This window comes from Peptacetobacter sp. AB800 (genome assembly GCF_047807365.1).
Lineage (GTDB): Bacteria > Bacillota > Clostridia > Peptostreptococcales > Peptostreptococcaceae > Peptacetobacter.
The window spans coordinates 1-24556 of sequence record NZ_JBLOUI010000017.1; the positions used below are offsets into that span (position 1 = coordinate 1).

The following is a 24556-nucleotide window of genomic DNA, read 5'->3' on the forward strand; positions in this document are numbered from 1 at the left end:
ATCTGTCTTATTTGTGTGTTTAAAATATAAAAATAGCAGGAAAGCAAAAATCTTTCCTGCTATTTTTCTTTTAGATAACCTCATTAACAATGCTAACTTAATGACATTGGGATTTAAAACTTCTATCTTTTTTTTATGTTAATGTTAATTCTTATTTTGAGTGAATGCTTACTATTTGTGTGATATAATATATTCAGTATTATTATAGAAAGAAAGAGAAGGTATTTTTTATGAAGCTTAATCATATATTAGAAGGAATTGAAGTTCTTTCAATAGTTGGGAATGAAGATATAGAAGTTTTAAATGTTGAGTACGATTCAAGAAAGGTTGAGGAAGGTACTTTATTTATTTGTATAAAAGGGTTTGTGTCAGACGGACATAAATATATAGACTCAGCTTACGAAAAGGGAGCTAGAGTATTTTTAATACAGGACGATGTAGATTTTAAGGAAGATTGTACTTATGTAAAGGTTGAAGATACTAGAAAGACTATGGCAAAGGTTGCAGCTAATTTCTGTGAGCATCCAGCAGATAAGTTTGATGTTATAGGTGTTACAGGTACAAATGGAAAGACTAGTATAACTACATTTATTAATGAAATACTTAGAAACTGCAATAAAAAAGTTGGTCTTATAGGGACTATAAAGATATTTGACGGGGATAATGAGGTTCCATCAAATTCAACTACTCCAGAAAGTGTTGATTTACAGAAGATATTCAAAAGAATGGTAGATAATGGATGCGATTGTTGTGCTATGGAGGTTTCATCTCATTCTTTAGAGCTTAATAGAGTAGATGATACAAACTTCAAAATAGGTATATTCACAAATTTAACTCCAGACCATTTAGATTTCCACAAGACTTTAGAAAACTACAGAAAAGCTAAGGAAAAGTTATTCCACAAGACTACTCAGGCTAATATAATCAATGTAGATGATGAGGGTGGAAGAAAGATATATGAAAGTATAAAAGGTTTAGACACTCCATGCTACACATACGGAATAGAGCATGAAGCAGATTTTACTGCTAAAAATATAAAATCTGATGCTTCTGGGGTTGCATATACATTAGTTACTCCAAACCATACAGAAGATATATTCATACCAGTTCCAGGGAAGTTTACAGTTTACAATACATTAGCTGTAATTGCAGCATGTGAAATGTTAGGAATAGACAAAGAAGATTACCTAAATTCTTTAAGAAATACAGGTGGGGTTGCAGGTAGATTTGAAACAGTTCCAAATGATAAGGGAATAAGTGTAATAGTAGACTACGCACATACTCCAGATGCACTTGAAAACGTATTAAACACTGCTAGAGAATTTGTTGAAGGTGATTTAATAGCTGTGTTTGGATGCGGTGGAGATAGGGACTCTGAAAAAAGACCTCTTATGGGGGGAATAGGACAGAGATTATCTGACAGATGTATAATAACTAACGACAACCCAAGAACAGAAGATCCTGAGCTTATAATAAAAGACATATTAGCTGGATTAGATGAAAGCAATGAAAACTACAAAGTAGTAATGGATAGAAAAGAAGCTATAAAAGAAGCTATAGAATCTGCTAAAAAAGGCGATGTTATCTTAATAGCTGGAAAAGGACACGAAAACTACCAGATACTAGGAACAGTAAAACATCATTTTGACGATAAAGAAGTTGCTAGAGAAGTATTAGACTCACTAAAATAATGCTTCAAGTGAGATACTTTTTATAAAAACTAAAAATAGGCAAAAATATAGGCTAACACATTTAAAATCAATTAATGTGTTAGCCATTTTTATTGAAAAAATTATCTAATCTTCATCTGGATGAGAAAAATGAGATATTAATAGGTACGCTAGATAAATCAATCCAACACCTAAAAGGCATGCTACGACGCCAAATAATATAGTAAGTGGTGTTACTTTGTCTTCTACAAAATCTTTTGCATTTTCAAGAGGTTCAACAATTCTATTTTTGTTCATAACTTATCCTCCGATCTTTTTGCTAAATAGCAAACAAGTTGATTTTTCTGAAAATAATAAATTTTCTTATCTTTAATTACATTATACAACTTTAGAAGATAAAATAATAGTTTTTTTCTATATAAATTAATCATTATTATAGATTTATAAATGAATTCATAAATTTGAAAATATGATAGAAAAAGAAATTCTAATAGATTATAATATAGAAATAAAAGAAACAAGAATAAAAAAGAAATGCTACTGAATAAAATTAAAAATTGAAAGCGAGATATTTATGAAAAATAATAAAATAAAAATATTAACGGCATTTATCCTAATTGTAGCACTTCTATTAATCTGGGGAACTAATGATATAGTTACAACGAAGTACTTTATCAGCAGTGAAAGAATACCGTCCGACTTTGATGGGTACAGAATAGTGCAGATATCTGACCTTCATAACAAGGAATTTGGGAAAAATCAAAATAGATTAATTAAAAAAATTAAGGCTGCAAATCCCAATTTAATTGTAATTACAGGAGATATTGTTGATAGAAGAAAATGGGGAACTAAGTATATGGAAGAGTTCTTAGCTGAAGCAAAAGGAATAGCTCCAATGTACTATGTATCTGGAAACCATGAGGTATGGTCTTTTAAATACGATAAAGTTAAAAAGATTTTAGAAAAATACAATGTAAATATTTTGGATGACGACGTAAAAACTATAAAACATAAAAATTCAGAGATTAAAATAGCTGGAATAATAGATACTGGATTTGAAGATAGAGAGGAATATGTACCAGAGATATTAGGTAATCTAAAAAATAAAATAAAATCTGATGAATACAGTATATTATTATCTCACAGACCAGAGCATATAGATGATTATGCAGAATTTGGATACGATTTAGTATTTTCAGGACATGCGCATGGAGGACAGATAAGAATTCCTTTTATAGGGGGAATATACGCCCCTCATCAGGGATTTATGCCTAAGTACACAAAAGGGGTAATAAACAAGAAAAAAACAAAAGTGGTGGTCAGTAGAGGACTTGGAAATAGTGTAATACCTATAAGAGTTTTGAACAGACCTGAGATAACATTAACTGTTTTAAAAAGTGAAAAATATATGAATTAATATTATCTGTAAATTTGATGAATTTATCTAAGTGTGTTATTATATCTTTATAGCGTTTGAAATGAAAAATAGTATTTAAAAATGAAATTGTTAAAAATAAAAAAAGAAGTTAATTAGAGAAAGAGGTAAACAAAATGGCAGTATTAGTAACAGGTGGCGCTGGTTATATAGGAAGCCACACATCAATAGAATTACTTGAAGAGGGATATGAAGTAATAATAGCTGATAATTTCTGCAATAGTAATCCTACTGTAATAGAAAAAATAAAAGAATTATCAGGAAAAGACAAAGAAGTAATTTGCTACGAGGTAGATGTTAGAGATTTTGATAAAATGGATGAAATATTTAAAAATCATAAAATAGATTCAATAATTCATTTTGCAGGTCTAAAAGCTGTTGGAGAATCTGTAGAAAAACCTATAGAATACTACAACAACAACCTAATATCAACACTAACATTATTTGATTTAATGAAAAAATACGATGTTAAAAACTTTGTATTTAGTTCTTCAGCAACTGTATACGGGGATCCTCATAAGTGTCCAATACTTGAAGATTTCCCACTATCAGTAACAAACCCTTATGGAAGAACAAAACTTATGATAGAAGAAATGTTAAAAGATATAGCAAAGGTAGACGATAGCATGAATATAGCTATACTTAGATACTTCAATCCAGTTGGTGCTCATAAGAGTGGAAAAATAGGTGAAGATCCAAATGGTATACCTAACAATTTAGTTCCTTACATAACAAAAGTTGCAATAGGGCAGCTTGAAAAAGTAAATGTATTTGGAAACGACTATCCAACTCCAGATGGAACAGGAGTTAGAGATTATATACATGTTGTAGACCTAGCAAAAGGTCATGTAAAAGCAATAGACAAACTAAAAGAAAATCCAGGACTTGTGGTGTACAACTTAGGTACAGGAACAGGTTATAGTGTATTAGAAATGATAAATATGTTCTCTGAAATAAGTGGAATAGACATACCTTATGAAATAGTAGATAGAAGAGCAGGGGATATAGCTGAGTGTTATGCTGATCCTACTAAAGCCGAAAAAGAATTAGGATGGAAAGCTGAGTGTGGATTAAGAGAAATGTGTGAAGACTCTTGGAGATGGCAAAAAAATAATCCAAATGGATATAAAAAATAAATTTAGTTTGTAGGAGGATTTAGAGTAATGAAGAAACTTGTTAAAAAGTATCTCGTTGTACTAATGTCTGTTTTTATGGTGTTTGCAGCAGTCGTTCCAACAACTACTGTAGAAGCAGCCTCAAAACAGTTAATTATAGTTAATACGAAATACAACAAACTATCATTTTACAACAATGATAAGCTAGTAAAAACATTTAATGTAGCATCTGGAAAACCTAGCACACCTACACCAACAGGTAAGACTAGGGTAGCAAACAAAATAGTAAATAGACCATACTATTCTGGTGGTATTCCAGGTGGACACCCAAATAACCCATTAGGAAATAGATGGATAGGTATATTTGGTGGAAGCACTTATGGTATTCATGGAAATAACAAAGAAAGTTCTATAGGGAAACATGTTTCTGGTGGATGTATAAGAATGCACAATGCAGAAATAAGATGGTTATTCCCTCAGGTTAATGTTGGATGTACTGTATTAATAGACTACAGTACAAAAACTGACGCGCAGATAGCTAAAAAATACGGCGTTTCATTCAAAGAACCTATAAAGGCTGGATGGAAAACTGTAAATGGTCAGAAAAAATACTTAAAAGCAAATGGAAAATATGCAGCTAATGAATGGTTAACTATATCAGGTAAAAAATACCACTTCGCAGCAAATGGTTTAACTGATAAAGGAATGCAGACAATAAGCGGTAAAAAATATTACTTCGATAAAGATGGTGTTATGAAAACTGGATGGATAACTGAAGGTGATTTCAAATACTACTTCGATAAAAATGGTCCAGCTCACATAGGATGGTTAGAATTAAATGGTAAATCATACTACTTTGATCAGACTGGAGCAATGGTAACTGGAGAACAGAACATAGACGGAATTGATTACTCATTCAATGAAAATGGGGAAGCAATTTCAAAATGGGATGTAATAAAAGGAAACAACAGATTCTCTACAGCTACTGAAATAAGTAAGATGAACTACGCAACTGGTGGAACTGTAGTACTTGTAAATGGTAATGCAGTTGCAGATGGTATAGCTGCTACACCTCTTGCAGCATCAGAAAATGCTTCAATACTATTAGCAAATACAAATAATTTACCAAGTGAAACAGCTAATAGAATGAAAGAAATAGCACCTCAGAAAGTTATAATAGTAGGTGGAGAAAATGCAGTTAGCAAAGCATTAGAAGCTAAGATAGCAAATGACTATGCTGTTGAAGTACAGAGAATAGCTGGTAAAGACAGATACGCAACTTCATTTGAAATAGCTAAAAAACTTGTTGAAAGTGGAGCAGAAATAAATACAGCTTACATAGTAGCTGGAACAGGTGAAGCAGATGCGCTTTCAGTAGCGTCAAAAGCTGGAGCTGACAAACAGCCAATAATACTAACAGGAAAAGATTCTATAAATCCTGAAATGTATGCATGGTTAAAAGAACAGAACCTTGAAGATGCTTACTTCATAGGTGGAAATAAAGTTATATCAGACAATGTAATAAACTCAGTAAATGAAATAACAACAAATGATGTAACTGCAAATAGAATAGCTGGTAACAACAGAGAAGAAACAAATGCTAAAGTAATAGAAAAACTTTACACAGGTGGATTCAGCAATGTTTACGCAGCTAAATCAAATGTATTAGTTGATGCTCTTTCTGCAGGACCTATGGCAGCACAGAGAAACTGCCCAGTAGTTTTAGTAAATACAAATGGACTTACAGATGCACAGAAAAACGTGCTTTCTGGAAAATATGCAGATCATGTATATCAGATAGGTGGAGGAGTTTCATTTAAAGGAATGAGCGAACTTTACTCTATTTGTAAATAATGAGCCTAATATTTAAAATAATTTATTAGAATTAAATAAATATTAATTGATAAATAAACGCAGTTTCCGAAAAATATCGGCATTATGCTTATAAGTCGGGGACTGCGTTATTTTTAAAGGGGTGGATTTATGTCTGGGATAAGTGTATATGAATCATTAAAAAATGTAGATGGGTATATAGATTACTCAGAAAATATTGAATTTGAGTATAGATATAAGTACAATTTTATTTCCGATGTTGAAAAGAGAAATTATCGGAATATAGTTTTAAAATCCCTAATAGAAATGTACAACGGCGATAGAGAAAATATTAGATTTCCTGAAACAGAGTACCCTGTTGCTGCCTATGTTTCTAGCTTTGTAAATTCTGTAAGAGGTATTGTTTCTGAAGAAATTATCCCTAAAGAATGGGTTGAAGATTTCACTAAAAATACAATACTAAACTCTGAGAATAAAAAAGAAGTACAGATAGCTTTAGCATTAGGAGAATATTTCCTGGTTGATAATCTTGTAAATGAGGTCGGCAAGGTATTTTCTAAATCTGGGAGCTATATATTGTACGATATAGGCATTATAAAGAGAATGAAAAACTACAACACATTCCTTTTTAATCTTATAAAAAATACAGATGGTGTTATAAAGCTTTATGCGGCTGAATACATTGAGGAAATAGATATATCAATAACTAATCATATGTTTAATGAGGGGTATAAGGACAAATATTACCCTGAATTTATGGTTGGTCTTGTTATGAATACATTTAACCGTACAGCGTATTTAAGAAGAGATGATATAACAGATGAGGAAGTAAATAACTTTTGTAAGCTATTTGCAGAAAACTTCAAAATATCAGGTCCAGAGCTATTTGTAGGAGAAATAGACTTCTTAGATACACTTTTATACAAAATAGAAAAGCAAGGGAATAGTATAGAAGCTCTATACAGTATTATTGCTATAGCAGAAATTATTTTAAATGACGATTCTGTTGAGGTAGACGAGGAAGAACTTATCAAAGGAATTAGAGCATTAGCAAGTCAGCAGAGATTTAAAGATGCAGTAAAGGATGCTTTTAAAGAAGGAAACTTTGAATTCTCGTCATTAGTGATTATGGCTGAAGAAGCTGGAGTTGATATTAACTTCAAGATGGTTAAAAACTATCTAGATAAGAATAAATACGATTTGAGTATTTATAAGGAATTGCTAAAAAAAGAATCTAGTACAAATAGAGTTGAACTAGTAAATTATGTAGAAAAAAACTTAGATTTCTCAGATATAGTCGGAAATATGGAGGGAATAAGTCTTAGAGAAGAGAGAGAGTTAAACCCAAAAGAGAAAATATTTGGTTTAATTTTAGTTGAATTAAGAAAAATATACCCTGTTGGTAGAGAACTCTTAAAATTAGGAATGAAAGCAAATAGTACTAGAATTAGAAGGGCTAATGCAAAGGTATTATTAAAGCTAAAAAAACAGCTTCCAGATGAATTTGTCGACTATATATCTTCTAGATTTCCAATGGAAATTATTCCTGAAGTAAAAAAAGCCTATGAAAGGATTATAAATAGAAACGTAGATAAAAGACTGGAAAGAATTTCTACTAATGATATCAAGGTAGAAACAACTCCTAAGGATGTTTATATATTAGATAGTTATATAGCAGGTCTTGCGTATAAGGATAGAGAGATGCTTGAAAGAGAGTTGAGAGAAGACGCTAGACTATACATGAAGAGAGATTGCTCAAACGTATACGATGCTAAAGCGATAAAGATAGTATCTAAGAGTGGTTTTGTTTTGGGATTTGTACCTAAAAGAGATAACGAGATAATAAGTAGACTTATGGATTCTGGCAGATATTTCTACTGTATAGTAGATAAGGTTGATATGGAAAGACTTCATGTGGATATAAAAATATACTTGAGCTACAAGGATATTATGAATGAAGTAAGCCAGGTTGCAAGAGCTATATTGTCAGAACCTAGGGACAAAAAATTCAATTAGTAAAAAAATTTCATAAATGGGAATAGAAAATAGAAAATTTATTAAAATCATGAAAATAATTTAAAAGATTGAGGTTTTTTAGCTTAAATTGGAGATAATCTTTGAAAAAAATAGAAAAATCTGATAAAATAGAATAAAGCTAAAAAAACGGAATAATCAGAAAGTTTAAAAGGGGAGGATTTATTCATGAACAAAAAAACAACTGACATATTTGTCGTGGGGTTTGCACTGTTCTCAATATTCTTTGGGGCAGGTAATTTACTTTTCCCACCATACTTAGGTTTGGTTTCGGGACAAGATTGGTTTATTTCATTCTTAGGATTTATAATTGGTGATGCAGGACTAGCACTTTTAGTTATAGTTGTTGCAGCTAAAAATAAGGGGATACTGGATGAAATTTTAGTTAGAGGTGGAAAGAAGCTGGCAAGATTTATTGGTTGTGCAGCAATCTTATGTATAGGGCCATTCTTAGCAATACCAAGAACAGCAGCTACTACATTTGAAATGAGTATTCTACCGTTTATGCCTAATCTAGGTACTGTAGGGTCTGTTATTTTCTCAATAATATTCTTTGTTGCTACATATTTCTTAACAATAAAATCTACAAGAGTTTTAGATATTATAGGTAAATTCTTAACTCCTGTACTTTTATTGAGTTTATTAGCACTTATAATAAAAGGTGTTATAACACCAATAGGACCTATGAGTCCAGATCATATGATAGACAGAAGTCTATTCAGTGAAGGTCTTTCTCAGGGGTATCTAACAATGGATGCACTTGGAGCATCTGCAATGGCAGGTATAATGATAAGTACTTTAGTGTCTAAAGGTTACACAGATACAAAAGATCAGATATCTATGACTATAAAAGCTGGATTTGTTTCAGGTATAGCATTATCTATAGTATACGGTGGTCTTTGCTACTTAGGAGCTACTATGTCTACTATGCACGATATAAATACTTCTCAGGCTCTTCTAGTTGTTGCAGCTACTGAAGGAATATTTGGAACTCCAGGTAAGATTCTATTAGCGATAATGGTTCTATTTGCATGCTTAACAACATCAATAGGATTAACTTCATCTGCAGGTAGATATTTTGAAGATACAACAGATGGAAGATTATCTTACGAAAAAATAGTTACAGCTATATGTATATTTAGTGCAGTTGTTTCTACTTTTGGTGTAAATAAGATAATACAGATATCTATACCAATACTTCAGACTATATACCCTGTTATGATAATACTTGTTGTGCTTACAATATTCACAAAACAGATTAAAAACGACAACACATTCAAAGGTGCTGCGTACTTCACATTTGTAGCAAGTATATTATCTGTAGCAAATTCTTTAACAGGAGCTTTTGAATTTATAAATGTTCTTCCACTTGCTTCTCTTGGTCTTGGATGGATAGTTCCAGGTTTAGTCGGAGCAGTAGTAGGAAGTTTTATAAAGACTAAAGGATCTATACAGAATGTTTAAAAATTAAATTTACAAGATAAATCAAGGTGTTTGGAAAATTTCCAAGCACCTTTAATTTTGCAGTTAAAAGAGAATAATTAAAATTTATGAGAGGTATGAACAGGAGATTTGAAAGCAAGTTTTGATGTTTTTTTTCTGAAAATGTGATAAACTAAATAAGTATATTGTTTTGATAGAATAGAATTAAACTAAATAAGAATGTAATAGAGAGGAGATATATAGATGTTAAAAAAGATGACCGCATTGGCTCTTTCTTTTTGTGTAGCAATTGGAGCAGTAGGATGCAACAAGAAAGAAGCAAGTAGTGGAGGACTTACAGATGGATATGCATGTACAATGATAGTAACTCCAGAATCTGTGAAGTTGGATAAGGGGTTTTTAGAAAAATATAAAGATGTTAAGAATGTAGTACTTCCAGAGGATTACGATAAAAATTTAGATAAAATAACAGATGAGATAGCTTCATTTGCGGACAACGAAAAGGTTAAATGTATAATAGTTTGTTCAGATAAGGAAGGAATGCTTCCTGTATTTGAAAAGATAAAAGAAAAGAATGAAGATATTACAACTATTGCAGCAGGTGTTGAAGAAATACAAAATGAAGATAAACAAGATGACGTTATAATGAATGAGGATATAAATATAGGATTTAATCCAACTGACAAAGATAACAATCAAAACGCCGTTAGAATGGCTGAAACTATGGGAGCTAAAGTGTTTGTAAATTATGTTGATGAGTTTGCAAAAGACGGTGTAGAGTTTAAACAAAAGAATAGAGAAATGCAGAGAGAATGCGAAAAAAATGGAATTAAGTATGTAGAAGTATTAGTTTCTGGTATGAAAGATGAGAATGATTCAAAAACTGCTGAAGAATTTATAAAAAAGGATGCAGCTAATAAGAAAAAATCATACGGAGAAAATGTAGCTTTATACGGATGTAGAGAAGCTATGGATAAGGCTACAATAGATGCGGCTATGGAAAATAAGCTAATGGTTCCAAATATACATTCTTTAAATAGCACAAAACTATATGGAGATATACTAGGAGTGGATGTAAGTGGAAGTGATTATACTGAAATTAACTCTAAAATATCTGAAAAACTCAAATCAATGGGTATGGAAGGTAGACTAGCTGGTACAGACATACCAGAAAAAGTATTCTGTGTTGAGATAGCTTTAGATACTGCAAATAAATTGTACAAGAAAAAAGTTGAGGAAAATGAGCTATTAAGCGATATCAGAGCAGATATCAAGGAAAAAACAGGTATTTGGGCAGAATACAATAGTATGAAATACTATAATAATTTCTTAAGAACAGTGGAAATGTATCCAATACTGTACTAAGGAGGAAAATATGAAAAAGATAATTGCAATAATTTTAAGTGTAGTGATGTTATCTCTGCCTATGTCAACTTATTCAAAGGCAGAAGGCGCAGATGAAAAACAGGTCAAAGTAGGTATTGTGACAGGAACTATGAGTTCAGATAAGAGCTCTTATGAAGCTGCTAAAAAAATGGTAGCTTTATACAAACTAAAGAACAAAGATAAAAATTCAAATGATGAGATAAAACATTTTGTATTGCCAGCAAATTCAAATGGAGCTAAAAAAGTTGTAGATAAGATAGTTGCTGATGAAGATATGAATGCAGTTGTATTTTCGGGAAATGATAAAAATATGCTTGGCTATATAAAAGATATAAAAGCAAAAAGAAATGACATGCTTCTTATGGGAGCAGACTTAAATATGCCAATAGAAGAAATGAGCGAAAATTTAAATCTAAGCTTTGTACCTACAGAAATTTCTAGTGGTAAGGATACTGCAATGCTTGCAAAAGAAATGGGCGCAGAGGCATTTGTAGTTTATTATTCAGACAAAGATTTAAAGGAAAATAAAAATCTTAGTAAAAAAATAGAAGAGATGAAAAAAGAATGTGCCAATCAGAACATAGAATTTGCAGAAGTTAAGGTAGCTGATATAAATTCTAAAGAAGATGAGTATAAGGTTAAAAAGTTTATTAGTGAAGATATAGAAAAACAGATATATAAATACGGAAAAAATGTAAATCTATACGGAACAAATTCTACTATGGACGATGTAATTGTAAAAAGGGGCATAAAGGAAAGACTTATAATAGCTGAAACTAGCGATGGTTGTATTGAAAATGATTTAAATGAACTTTACAGAACTATTATGAAAACTGCTGAAAGAGGAAACTTTAGAGGAAATGTATCTCTTTTAGCTGGTAAGAATTCAAAATACAACATGGATAGAAGAGTCGGTGGTCTTTTAATGCCTAATGATACATTTGCTATATATTCAGCGGTAGATACAGCAATAGTAGCCTTAGAGCAGGATGTAAATGAAAATAAGCTATGTATGGCTTCTTTTATAGAAAAATCTATATCTGAAAAAGATGGGATTTCTGGTGCGTTTAGAAATGCTAAATCAGGAATAAAAAATGTTAAAGTAACATATGTAGACCAGGTTATATATTAATAATTAATGGAAACTGAAAAGAGGAGAGTAGTATGAAAAAACAGCTTACCATGGCGGATATAGCTAAAATAGCTGGAGTCGGTAAAAGTACTGTATCTAGGTATTTTAATGGGGGCTATGTAAAAGAGGAAACAAAGGAAAAGATAAGGGTAGTAATAGAGGAGTATAACTACAAGCCTAATACATTTGCTCAGAGCTTAAAGGCAAAGGAAACGAAGATAATAGGGGTTGTTGTTCCATGCTTAGATTCTACAGTTACGTCTAGGGTACTTATGTCATTAGATGAAGAATTAAGAGCTGCTGGATATACCATGCTTATTATGAATACTGCCCATGATCACAACCTTGAGATAGAGAATATTGAAAATCTGCAAAGACTTAGAGTGGATGCGATTATTTTGAGTGCGATAAGTATGACTGACGAGCTTAAAAAGGTAATAGGTTCTGTAGATGTACCACTTTTAGTACTTGAGCAGGAATACGCAGCAGGTGTGTCTATAATAAACAACGACTACGATGCAGGATATAAAATGGGAAAATATGTCGCTGATAAGGGTCATAAAAACGTGCTTGTAGTCAGTGTAAATGAAAAAGACATAGCTGTTGGAGTTAAGCGAAGAAGTGGGATATTGGATGCTTTAGAGAATTCAAATGTAGAAAATGTGGATGTACTTGAGAGCAATTTCTCACATCATAAAACTTATGATTGTGTTAAAGAATATTTTAAGGATGGGTTGAAAAATATAGATGCAGTTATATGTAGTACAGACAAACAGGCTGTAGCAGTTATGAACGTACTTGAAGAATTAGAAGTTTCTATTCCAGAAGAAGTATCTATATGTGGATTTGGTGGATATGAAACGAGCAAGCTTTTGAAACCAAGACTTACAACGATAAAATTTGACTCTGAAAAGCTTGGAAAAATAGCTACAGAAACGATTTTAAAGATGATAAAAAAAGAAGAAGTAGAAAAATTACAGAGCGTCGACGCCAAATTTATAGAGGGCGAATCTGTATCAGATATGAATTAAAATATAAAAAAATATATCCGAGATTTGTAAAATTAGCGCAAATTCTCGGATATTTTTTGCTGAAAAATAAGTGTAAAAAATTTAAAAGAATTTGTTGACAAGAAAGTGGAACCGGTACTATAATATAGTTGTAAATATGAAATCGGTACCATTATTAAATATGAACAGGAGGAAAACGATTTATGAATTATTCAGTTGTTGCTAGAGATATAATCTCTTGCGTAGGTGGTAAAGAAAATATAAAATCAGCACAACACTGTGCGACAAGATTAAGATTAGTATTAAAAGATAAAAACATTGTAGACGAAAAAGGTCTTGAAGAAATCGATGCAGTAAAAGGAACATTCTACACAAATGGTCAGTATCAGATAATATTAGGATCAGGTGTAGTAAACCTTGTTTGCGAAGAAGTAGTTAAACAGGCAAATTTAAGTAGTGAAAATAAAAATTCAAAAGAAGATGAAGAAGTTAAACAGGAAGGAAATCTTCTACAGAGAGCAGTTAAAGGACTAAGTGATATATTTGTCCCAATAATACCAGCAATAGTTGCAGGTGGGTTAATGATGGGACTTTACAATGTACTTACTGCGGCATTTTTCGCAGGAGGTAAATCAATTATAGATTTATATCCTCAGTTTGCGGGAATAGCATCAATGGTAAATCTATTCTCAAGTGCAGCATTTACATTCTTACCAGTTTTACTTGGATTCTCAGCTAGTAAAAAATTTGGCGGTAACCCATTCTTAGGGGCAGCAATGGGGATGATAATGGTTCATCCAGATTTATTAAATGCTTATGCAGTTGGAACAGCTACAGAAATTCCATACTGGGATATATTTGGATTACATATAGCTATGGCAGGATATCAGGGAACAGTGCTTCCAGTTTTAGCTGTAGCTTGGATAATGTCTGCTATAGAAAAAAGATTACACAAAATAACTCCAACTTGGTTAGATAACTTAACAACTCCTCTTTTAACAACATTAATCACAGGATTTGTAACATTCTTATTCATAGGGCCAATAATGAGAAGTGCAGGGGATTATTTAGCAGCTGGACTTAGCTGGATGTACAATACTTTAGGATTTATAGGTGGAGGAATATTTGGTTTATTATATGCACCTATAACAATGACAGGTATGCACCACAGTTTTATAGCAGTAGAAACTCAGCTTATAGCAGCTAAAGCGACTACTGGAGGAAGTTTCATATTCCCAACAGCTTCAATGAACAATATAGCTCAGGGTGCTGCAGTTTTAGCAGTTCTTTGGATAACTAAAAACGAAAAAATGAAATCAGTTTGTAGTGCAGCAGGTATCTCAGCATTACTTGGAATAACTGAGCCAGCAATGTTTGGTGTTACTTTAAAACTTAGATACCCATTCATAGCAGCTATAATAGGATCTGCTTGTGGTAGTGCATTCTTAGCGGCATTCCATGTATTAGCAATAGCACAGGGAGCTGCAGGTATACCAGGATTTATATCAATACCAATTCAGAACTGGGGATTCTTTGCAATAGGTGGATTAATAGCATTTGCAGTTGCATTTGGACTAACATTTATACTTGCTAAGAGAGAATCCATGAAAAATGGAAAAGTAAAAGAAGCTGCTGAAGAAGAAGATGCAGCAGAAAAAATGCTTGAAGCAAATGGAATAGAAGAAGTAAAAGAAGAAAAAATATACAGCCCAATGAACGGTGTTGTAAAAGATATAGAGAATTCATCAGATGCAGCATTCTCATCAAAAGCTATGGGAGATGGTGTTGTAATAACTGAGCACGACGGAAATGTTTATGCGCCAGTAGATGGAGAGGTTGTGTTTACATTCCCAACAGGACACGCATGTGGTATAAAAAGCGATGCTGGAGCAGAAATATTAATTCACTGTGGAATAGATACCGTAAAACTAGAAGGAAATGGATTTGACGCTAATTTAGAGTCAAATCAGAAGGTTAAAAAAGGCGATTTATTAATAAGTTTTGATAAAGATTTTGTAGAAAAATCTGGTTGTTCATCAGAAGTTATTATGGTTATAACTGAATCTGAAAAAGAGTTAGAACTTAAAAAACAGGGTGAATGTACTACTGAAGATATAATATTTGAATAAATTATGCATTATATTAACAGATGATACATATTTGAATAATTAGAAAGACTAAAAAATTGGAGAGATAAAAATGAACATAGAAGAATTTAGAAAAGTTTGGGAAGAAAATAAAGGACTTAGAGAACTGGCAGCAAAGGATAAGGATAGATTAAATTACCATATAATGCCTACAAGTGGTTGGGTAAATGATCCAAATGGACTATGCCAATTTGATGGAGTTTACCATATTTACTATCAGTATTCTCCTTTTGATGTAAATGGAAAACTGAAACTATGGGGACATATAACGACAGAGGATTTCATAAAATATCAGGAACATGAACCTGTTTTATATCCGGATTTTAGATACGACCAAAACGGAGTGTATTCAGGAAGTGCGGTAGTTAGAAATGGGAAGATAAACTATTTCTATACAGGAAATGTTAAACATTTAGATGGTGATTACGATTACATAATGACTGGTAGAGAACAGAATTTAATAGCTTGTAGTAGTGAAGATGGGTTTAATTTTAGTGAAAAGGAATTGATAATGACTAACACAGATTTTCCATCTAATTTAAGCCTACATGTAAGAGATCCTAAAGTTTATCACAAAAATGGTATAGACTACATGGTGCTAGGTGCAAGAGATGATAATAGTACAGGTTGCTTATTAGTTTTAAAAGGGAAAGATTTAAAAAACTGGGAATGCCATACTGTAATATACAGCGATGAAAAATTTGGATATATGTGGGAGTGCCCTGATTTATTTGACTTAAATGGAGAAACTGTGCTTGTAACTTGTCCTCAGGGGGTTCCAGAAGAGGGATATATTTACAAAAATGTCCACCAGAACGGATATTTTATAATGAGTGGAGATTTAGCGTCTAAAGACGTGAATTTATCTGAATTTAGATTATTAGACTATGGATTTGATTTCTACGCACCTCAGAGTTTTGAAGATGAGTCAGGAAGAAGAATTCTTGTAGGTTGGATGGGTATTCCAGATGCGGATTATACTAATAGAACTACTGAAAATGGATGGCAGCACGCACTTACTATGCCTAGAGAATTGATATTAAAAGATGGTATAATATATCAAAGACCTGTAGAGGAAATAAAAGCCTTGAGGGGAAATATGCGTACATTTGCAGCTGATGAATTTAAAGATTTAGAAGTAGAAGATCTTTCATTTGAGCTATGTGCTGAGTTTGAAAAATGCAATGAGTTTAAATTAAATTTAAGAAATGATATAAGTTTATCTTTTGATAAATCTAAAGGTTTAATTGAGTTAAATATGGGAGAAAGTGGATGTGGTAGAGATGCTAGATATGCTTACTGCGACGAGATAAGAAATATAGACGTATACTCTGATACATCTGCGTTTGAGATATTTATAAATGATGGAGAAATTGTGTTTACAACTAGAGCATACACAGATGGAGCTCAAAAAATTGGATTTGAAAAACTAGATGGATTAGCAAAAGTTTGTATGTACGATATGAAAAAAATAGTATTTGGAATTGATGAATTTTAGAGAAGGGGATTTTGATATGAAAAAGTTGTGTGCAGTTGGAGAGGCACTTATAGATTTTGTGCCTATGGAAAAAGGACAGAGATTAAAAGATGTTGTTACGTTTAAAAGAGTTGCAGGAGGAGCTCCAGCAAATGTTGCAGGTGCATTCTGTAAGCTTGGAGGACGTGCGAAAATGATAACTAAGCTAGGTAACGACGCTTTTGGAGATTATATCGAGGAAACTCTTAGAGAAGTTGGAATAGAAACAGATTCTGTAATAAGAACTGACGATGCGGATACATCTCTTGCATTTGTTTCGCTTGCTGCAGATGGAAATAGAGATTTTATGTTCTACAGAAGAAATTGCTCTGATTTATCACTAGATTTTTCTGAGTTAGATGAAAATGTACTAGATGATTGCGAAATACTTCATTTCTGCAGTGTTTCACTAAAAGAAAGCCCTATGAAAAATACTCATATAGAGCTTATTAAAAAGGCTTCTGAAAAGGGAATGATTATAAGCTTTGATCCAAATCTAAGATTTTCTCTTTGGGAAAATGAGGCGGATTTAAAAGCTGCTGTTAAAGAATTTTTACCTTATGCAGATATTATAAAAATTTCTGATGAGGAGCTAGAATTTATAACAGGAAAGCAGAAAATAGAAGATGCTTTAGAAGATTTATTTGCGTTAGATAAATGTAAAATTGTAGTATATACAAAAGGTGCAGATGGAGCAGAAGTTTATACTAAAAAAGCGGTTGCAAAGCACGATGGATACAAAGTAGATGCTGTAGATACTACTGGGGCTGGAGATTCGTTTATAGCCGCGTTATTATACAAAATTGCGGACTTTGAAGGCAGACTTGAAGAGTTACCAGAAGAGTTTATTTACGATGCAGTAAAATTTGCCAACGCATATGGAGCTTTAACTACTCAGAAACAGGGTGCTCTTGCGTCTTATGCAAATATGGAAGATACTGTAAAATTTATGGAAAACAATTAAAAATATTAGATAGGGCTGTTGTAAATTATGCAACAGTCCTTTTAATAATAATATATTATGAATTTACTATTCAGAAAATACAGTAAAAAAAATTAAAAAAAATAAAAATTAAATGATAATCAATAGATATATAGATAAAATTAAGTGAGAAAAAGTATTTCCTCTTTAAATAATAATAAAAAAGTTATAATAAAATGTTAATAAAGAAATCAGAAAATTGTCTAATTTCTTGACAAATGAAAAATTAAAGTTTATTATATCTAAAAATCAAACAATTAAAACAAATAACAGATTAGGAGGAGTGTAAGTCATGGGATTAAAATTACCTAAAGATTATAAAGATAAATTAGACATAATGGAAACGCAGATAGCAATAAAAAAACTAAAAGACTATTTTGAGTTAAGATTAAGTAGAGAACTTAACCTAACCAGAGTATCGTCACCTTTATTCGTTTTACCAGAAACGGGTATGAATGACAACTTAAATGGTGTAGAAAAGGCTGTTAATTTCAATGTACCATCCTTAAACAACAAAAATGCAGAGATAGTTCAGTCGCTTGCAAAATGGAAAAGAATGGCATTAAAGAGATATGGATTCTCAGCAGGTTCCGGACTATACACCGACATGAATGCTATAAGAAAAGACGAAGAACTTGATAATTTACACTCCTTATACGTAGACCAGTGGGACTGGGAATTAGTTATAAACAAAGAAGATAGAAATGTACAAACGCTTAAAGAAACAGTAGAAAAGCTTTATAGAGTATTTAAAGATACAGAAGTATTCGTATGTTCTCTTTACCCTCACATACCTGAGATACTTCCAGAAGAGATAACATTTATCACATCTCAGGAACTTTTAGATAAATATCCAGGCTTAGATGCTAAGGCTAGAGAAAATGAGGCAGTAAAAGAATATGGTGCTGTATTTATAATGCAGATTGGGAAAGTTCTTTCAAATGGCGAAAAACACGATGGAAGAAGTCCTGACTATGATGATTGGGAGCTAAATGGAGATATCCTATTCTACAACCCTATCCTAGATGAAGCTATAGAATTATCATCTATGGGTATAAGAGTTGATGAAGAAAGTCTAGACAGACAGCTTACATTAGCTGGATGCGACGACAGAAGAGAGCTTGATTATCATAAAATGCTTTTAAACGGAGAACTACCTTACACAGTAGGTGGAGGTATAGGTCAGTCTAGAATTTGTATGTATTACTTAGGAAAAGCACATATAGGTGAAGTTCAGGTTGGAATATGGCCTAAAGATCAGATTGAAGCATGTGAAAAAGCAGGTATAAAATTATTATAAATGCGACATTGTAAATCGAATACAAATAATAAATTTGATTGTAGTGGATATTACTAAGATTAAATTTATTTAAATACGAACTCGAACCGAGCTACATTGTTTTATGAAGTGAAACTGTATGTAGGCTCGGTTTTTTTATTCAGTTCATAATTCATAAATGAATTAAGATAAAGACCAAAGCTAAAAAAACTAAAAAAACAGGAGGACAAAGCGATGGCAGAGGAAAACAAAAAGAAAAAATTAGGTCTAGTCCCTAAACTGATCATAGGGATTATAGTAGGTATTATAATTGGGTCTTATTGCCCAGCACCAGTAATACAGGTGTTAGTAACAATAAGTGGATTATTCTCATCATTCTTATCATTCGTAATACCATTTATAATAATCGGATTCGTAACAGCAGGTATAGCAGATTTAGCAACAGGTGCTGGTAAATTATTAGGAATAACTACAGCAATAGCTTATGGATCAACTTTAATAGCTGGTACTTTAGCATTTACAGTAGCATCAACATTATTCCCTAAATTCATAACATCAGCAGTAGCAGATAAAATAGGTGACCCTAGTGCAGGACAGCTAAGTGCTATATTCTCAATACCACTAGAACCAATGGTAGATGTAACAGCAGCAATAGTATTCGCATTTATGATGGGTCTTGGGATATCATATCTTAGAAATCATGGAAAAGGTGAAGTACTTTTCAAATTCTTCAATGATTTCCAGGATATAGTAACAGCAACACTATCAACAGTAATAATACCATTATTACCATTATACATAGCTGGAACATTTGCTAACATAGCTTATTCAGGACAGGTTTGGAATATACTTGGAATATTCTGGAAAGTATACTTAACAGTAATACCTCTACACTTAATATACTTACTATGCCAGTTCAGTATAGCTGGTGCTATAGGAAAGAAAAATCCATTTACAATGTTAAAAAATCAGATACCTGGTTACTTAACAGCAGTAGGTACTCAATCTTCAGCAGCTACAATACCAGTAAACGTTGGATGTGCGGAAAAGAATGGAGTTTCTAAACAGATAAGAGAATTTGTTGTTCCTCTATGTGCGACAATACACTTATCAGGATCAATGATATCAATAACTTGCTTCACAACAGCAGTTTTAATGATGAATAACATGCCTCATAACCCAGGTGTTATATTCCCATTCATAGCAATGTTGGGTATAGCAATGGTTGCAGCACCAGGAGCACCAGGTGGAGCAATAATGTCAGCACTTCCATTCTTACCAATGGTTGGTATACCTTCTGATGGTGGATTAGCATCATTAATGATAGCTTTATATTTAACTCAGGATAGTTTCGGAACAGCATGTAATGTATCTGGAGATAACGCAATAGCAGTTATAATAGATAGAATAAATGATAAATTATTCAAAGCTAAAGAAGCTTAATTTATTGATAAAATATATAATTAAGATAAAATAATAACAATAAATATATGTTAAAAATTATAGAAATTAATATATAATGATAAGTAAAACATAATAAAACTTAATAAAACTTAATAAAAAGAGTAGAGAATTTGATGATAATGGAATAAAATAAATTTTTTGATAATTTAAAATTATCGTTCTTATTAAATTTTTGTAGATAAAAAAACAAGTCGGATTGCTTAGTTTCAACATTTATGAACTATGTAGTTCGACTTTTTTTATAGCATTATAAGAAATATTTATAAGAAAAAATTATGAAAACTATTTCATAGTTATTTAAAACGTGATACAATAAAGCGTACAAACATAAAAAAACGTTTTTTATTCACAACTGAATTAAGATATAAAAATTATTTAAATAAATTAAGTCTAAACGGGAAAATATATATCTAGAAATTATATTGCTAATATTTAAAATTCAGTAGTGATTAAAATAAAGCCTAAAAATATGAGTAGGAGGAAAGAGTAATGGCAGAAGAAAAGAAAAAGAAAAAAATTGGTCTAGTCCCTAAACTGATCATGGGGATTATAGTAGGTATCATAATCGGGACATACTGTCCAGCACCAGTAATACAGGTATTAGTAACAATAAGTGGACTGTTCTCATCATTCTTATCATTTGTAATACCATTTATAATAATCGGATTCGTAACAGCAGGTATAGCAGACCTAGCAACAGGTGCTGGTAAATTATTAGGAATAACTACAGGAATAGCTTATGGTTCAACTTTAATAGCGGGAACAATAGCATTCATAGTAGCGTCAACATTATTCCCTAATTTTATAAATGCAGAAGTAGCAAGTAAAATAGGTGACCCAAGTGCAGGTCAGTTAAGCGCAATATTCTCAATACCATTAGAACCAATGGTAGACGTAACTGCAGCTATAGTATTTGCATTCATGATGGGGCTTGGTATATCTTCATTAAGAAATAAAGGTAAAGGCGATGTTCTTTATAAATTCTTCAATGATTTCCAGGATATAGTAACAGCAACTCTTGGAACAATAATAATACCATTATTACCATTATACATAGCAGGTACATTTGCTAACATAGCTTATGCAGGACAGGTTTGGAGCATACTAGGAGTATTCTGGAAAGTATTCGTAACAGTAATACCTCTACACTTCATATACTTAATATGCCAGTTCTCATTTGCTGGTGCTATAGGAAAGAAAAATCCTTTCACAATGTTAAAAAATCAGGTGCCTGGTTACTTAACAGCTATAGGAACTCAGTCTTCAGCAGCAACAATACCAGTAAACGTAGAATGTGCAGAAAAGAATGGAGTTTCTAAACAGATAAGAGAATTTGTTGTTCCTCTATGTGCAACAATACATTTATCAGGATCAATGATATCAATAACTTGCTTCACAACAGCAGTTTTAATGATGAATAATATGCCTCATGGATTTAATGTATTATTACCATATATAGCAATGTTAGGTGTAGCAATGGTTGCAGCACCAGGAGCACCAGGTGGAGCAATAATGTCAGCACTTCCATTCTTACCAATGGTTGGTATACCATCAGAAGGTGGATTAGCATCATTAATGATAGCTCTATACTTAACTCAGGATAGTTTCGGAACAGCATGTAACGTATCAGGAGATAATGCAATAGCAGTTATAGTTGATAGAATAAACGACAAACTATTCAAAAATAAAAAAGAAGTATAAAAAATAGAAAACCCAAAAGACTTTTAATATAAGCTCCTTCTCGGTATATACGGATACCGGGAGGGGGCTTATTTTTTATGTAAAAAATGAAATTAAAATTCATAATGTCACGAATTTATATAAAAATAAAGGTAAAAGTTTTGTTAAATTTACATAAAATTACCCTTTAATTCAAATAAAAACTATACACTTATAGATTTTTTATATACATAAATACAGAAATTTGCACGTATGAATAATGATTCATTCAAAAGTAAAAAAATAAAAAAATATTTAAATGAGAAAAAAGTTTTGTTTAAATACATTGAAAATGCTTATATTAATGATAAAAAAAACTAATGATAAAAAGTTGTACTGAAATATCTGTTTAAACTAAAAAATGCAAGTGTTAATTTATGAAAACGGTAACTAGTAAAAACTAATTTAATTTAAGAATATAGATGAAATCTATTTGAATTTTATTTAGTTTGAAGTTATAATGAAAAAGTCATTTTTTAAGAGAAAACATAAAACAAAGACATAAAATAAAGGAGGTTGAAAAATGATAGACGTAATAGCAAGTGTGAATTGGATTTCACTTTTAGTATTATCTATTACATTACTTTTATTCAAAGCCCTTGTAAAAATATCTTATAAGGTAAACTGGACATTTGTCATACTAATAAGTATGGTAATGGGTGGAGTAATAGGTATAGTATTCGCATCAGAGGGGAACACGTATCTAGTATGGTTAGATTTAATCGGTCAGGTATATGTAAATCTAATAACAGCACTAGTTGCGCCAGTTGTTTTAATTTCAGTAATTTCAGGATTTATAACACTAAACGATAAAGAAAAAATGAAAAATATCGGTGTTAAATCAGTAGTCTGGTTATTATTATCAGCTGTTGGAGCTATAGTAGTAACTATGTTAGTTGGTGTAATTACAGGAATTGGTAAAGGTGGAGGAGCTGTATTTGCTGATATAGCAGCCGTTACTGATACTACTGTAAATGCATATAAAGACATGGGAACTTCATTAAATGAAGTTTTACTTGGATTATTCCCAACAAACGTAATAAAAGATTTATCTGAAGATAATGTCGTAGCAATAATAGTTATGGCGGTATCTGTAGCAGTAGCTTACGTTAGTATATCTTCTGAAGAAGGAGAAGAAACACTATCAAGCTTCAAAAATCTTGTAGAAGCAGTTAAGAAAATAATATTCCGTATATTATCATACATAATAGACTGTACACCATTTGCGGTATTATGCTTAATGGCAACATCTGCAAGCCGGTTATTCAGCGATAAAGATGCTGTTGTTCAGTTATTATTATTATTAGTTGCTATATTCGGAGTATGTTTCTTCCAGACTTATGTATTCAACGGATTACTTTTAAAATTTGTAGCAAAAGTAAATCCATTAGAATTCTTCAAAAAGACTTTCGATGCTCAGGTTACAGCATTTACTACACAGAGTAGTGTTGGTTCACTTCCAATAACTATAGATAGATTAGTTAAAAAAGTAGGGGTAGATGAAGAAGTTGCCAACTTTACAGCACCACTAGGTACTACAATAGGTATGCCAGGATGTACAAGTGTATGGCCAGTTTTACTAGCAATATTCTACATGAATGCTACAGGAATGAACTGGGGATTTGGAGATTATTTAATCCTTGGATTTATGGCACTTATATTAGCTATGGGTAGTGCTGGGGTTCCAGGTATAGGTGTTGTATCTGCGGTTGCGTTATTCAGTGCGGTTGATTTACCAATAGCAGCAGTTGTTCTTTTAATGCCTATAAACAACATGTCAGACATGGCTCGTACATTACTAAACGTTGTTACAGCTAATGTTACAGCTACAGTAGTCGCAAGAAAAACAGGACTTCTTGACGACGAAATATTCAATACAGAGGAAGAAATAAAGGAGGCCAACTAATGAAAAAATCGACAAAATTATTATTTGCATCTGTTGTTGTGTTCTTTATACTTTCAATAGTTTCAGCTAAATGCTCTGTATATAGAACAGAAAAAGCAATATCAAACATAGGTGAAGTAGCTTATACAGATGAATGTAAAGAAAGAATAGATCGTGCAGTTTTCTACTATAATTCTCTTGATCCAGAATTAGGGCTAGAAGAAAAGATATCAAACACAGTAGAATTCGACAAAGCAAAAATAGAATACGCTAGACTTGCAATAAAAGCAGCTAAAGTTGCAGATGCAAGAAAAACAGTTGAAGAATATTCAAACACAGACGTTGAAAACTATGTAAAAGCAGCTAGAGAAGTTGTAACTAACTACTTAAAAGAAGACCAGTATATGTCAATAGAAAACTATGCTGACCTTGTAGCTTTAGAATCAGAATATTCATCAAGTGGCGGTGGCGGTGCTACTGAAGAAGTATCAATTCCAATGTGCTAA

The 24556-nt window shown here is 31.9% G+C and carries 18 protein-coding genes; 17 read left to right on the top strand and 1 reads right to left on the bottom strand.

What is annotated here, in order from left to right; all coding sequences use genetic code 11:
• Positions 1-230 precede the first annotated feature (230 nt).
• Complete coding sequence (locus ACK2WN_RS06400; protein ID WP_329998359.1) at positions 231-1691, top strand: UDP-N-acetylmuramoyl-L-alanyl-D-glutamate--2,6-diaminopimelate ligase; 1461 nt, start codon at positions 231-233, stop codon at positions 1689-1691.
• Between the two features lie 105 nt (positions 1692-1796).
• Here the strand turns inward: ACK2WN_RS06400 and ACK2WN_RS06405 are convergent, their stop codons facing one another.
• A complete protein-coding gene (locus tag ACK2WN_RS06405; RefSeq protein WP_300529122.1) occupies positions 1797-1967 on the bottom strand; it encodes a hypothetical protein in 171 nt (56 codons plus the stop codon).
• A 277-nt stretch (positions 1968-2244) separates the two neighbouring features.
• Here ACK2WN_RS06405 and ACK2WN_RS06410 point away from each other — a divergent pair, with 277 nt between their 5' ends.
• The 16 genes from ACK2WN_RS06410 to ACK2WN_RS06485 all read left to right on the top strand — a co-directional run bounded on the left by ACK2WN_RS06410 (position 2245) and on the right by ACK2WN_RS06485 (position 24556).
• Entirely contained in the window at positions 2245-3087 is an 843-nt protein-coding gene (locus ACK2WN_RS06410) for a metallophosphoesterase (protein ID WP_416155132.1), read from the top strand.
• Between the two features lie 134 nt (positions 3088-3221).
• On the top strand, positions 3222-4241 hold the full coding sequence (gene galE, locus ACK2WN_RS06415) for a UDP-glucose 4-epimerase GalE (RefSeq protein WP_300529118.1): 1020 nt from the start codon (positions 3222-3224) through the stop codon (positions 4239-4241).
• A gap of 27 nt (positions 4242-4268) precedes the next feature.
• The gene (locus tag ACK2WN_RS06420) at positions 4269-6074 is read left to right on the top strand and encodes a cell wall-binding repeat-containing protein (protein ID WP_329998364.1); all 1806 of its coding nucleotides are present in this window, start codon (positions 4269-4271) and stop codon (positions 6072-6074) included.
• Positions 6075-6203: 129 nt separating this feature from the next.
• On the top strand, positions 6204-8069 hold the full coding sequence (locus ACK2WN_RS06425) for an HIRAN domain-containing protein (protein ID WP_416155133.1): 1866 nt from the start codon (positions 6204-6206) through the stop codon (positions 8067-8069).
• Between the two features lie 186 nt (positions 8070-8255).
• Positions 8256-9551 carry a branched-chain amino acid transport system II carrier protein gene (gene brnQ, locus ACK2WN_RS06430; protein WP_300529113.1) on the top strand — a complete coding sequence of 432 codons (1296 nt, stop codon included), beginning with the start codon at positions 8256-8258 and terminating at the stop codon, positions 9549-9551.
• Between the two features lie 222 nt (positions 9552-9773).
• Positions 9774-10895: a DUF3798 domain-containing protein gene (locus ACK2WN_RS06435; RefSeq protein ID WP_416155134.1), complete on the top strand. Its 1122-nt coding sequence runs from the start codon at positions 9774-9776 to the stop codon at positions 10893-10895.
• Between the two features lie 10 nt (positions 10896-10905).
• Positions 10906-12048, top strand: coding sequence for a DUF3798 domain-containing protein (locus tag ACK2WN_RS06440; RefSeq protein WP_416155135.1), 1143 nt, complete (start codon positions 10906-10908; stop codon positions 12046-12048).
• Positions 12049-12080: 32 nt separating this feature from the next.
• On the top strand, positions 12081-13079 hold the full coding sequence (locus ACK2WN_RS06445; RefSeq protein WP_300529106.1) for a LacI family DNA-binding transcriptional regulator: 999 nt from the start codon (positions 12081-12083) through the stop codon (positions 13077-13079).
• A 182-nt stretch (positions 13080-13261) separates the two neighbouring features.
• Positions 13262-15187: a sucrose-specific PTS transporter subunit IIBC gene (locus ACK2WN_RS06450; RefSeq protein ID WP_329998373.1), complete on the top strand. Its 1926-nt coding sequence runs from the start codon at positions 13262-13264 to the stop codon at positions 15185-15187.
• Positions 15188-15257: 70 nt separating this feature from the next.
• Entirely contained in the window at positions 15258-16703 is a 1446-nt protein-coding gene (locus ACK2WN_RS06455) for a glycoside hydrolase family 32 protein (RefSeq protein ID WP_416155136.1), read from the top strand.
• Between the two features lie 16 nt (positions 16704-16719).
• Positions 16720-17685 carry a carbohydrate kinase gene (locus ACK2WN_RS06460; protein ID WP_329998377.1) on the top strand — a complete coding sequence of 322 codons (966 nt, stop codon included), beginning with the start codon at positions 16720-16722 and terminating at the stop codon, positions 17683-17685.
• Positions 17686-17995: 310 nt separating this feature from the next.
• Positions 17996-19003, top strand: a complete 1008-nt coding sequence (gene asnA / locus ACK2WN_RS06465) for an aspartate--ammonia ligase (protein ID WP_416155137.1) — start codon at positions 17996-17998, stop codon at positions 19001-19003.
• Positions 19004-19216: 213 nt separating this feature from the next.
• Positions 19217-20425, top strand: a complete 1209-nt coding sequence (locus ACK2WN_RS06470) for a dicarboxylate/amino acid:cation symporter (protein WP_300528685.1) — start codon at positions 19217-19219, stop codon at positions 20423-20425.
• Between the two features lie 510 nt (positions 20426-20935).
• A complete protein-coding gene (locus ACK2WN_RS06475; protein ID WP_416155138.1) occupies positions 20936-22147 on the top strand; it encodes a dicarboxylate/amino acid:cation symporter in 1212 nt (403 codons plus the stop codon).
• 541 nt (positions 22148-22688) lie between these two features.
• Positions 22689-24071 (top strand): dicarboxylate/amino acid:cation symporter, encoded by a 1383-nt coding sequence (locus ACK2WN_RS06480; RefSeq protein ID WP_416155139.1) that lies wholly within the window; start codon positions 22689-22691, stop codon positions 24069-24071.
• Complete coding sequence (locus ACK2WN_RS06485; protein ID WP_416155140.1) at positions 24071-24556, top strand: hypothetical protein; 486 nt, start codon at positions 24071-24073, stop codon at positions 24554-24556. The genes ACK2WN_RS06480 and ACK2WN_RS06485 overlap by 1 nt, the downstream gene beginning before the upstream one ends.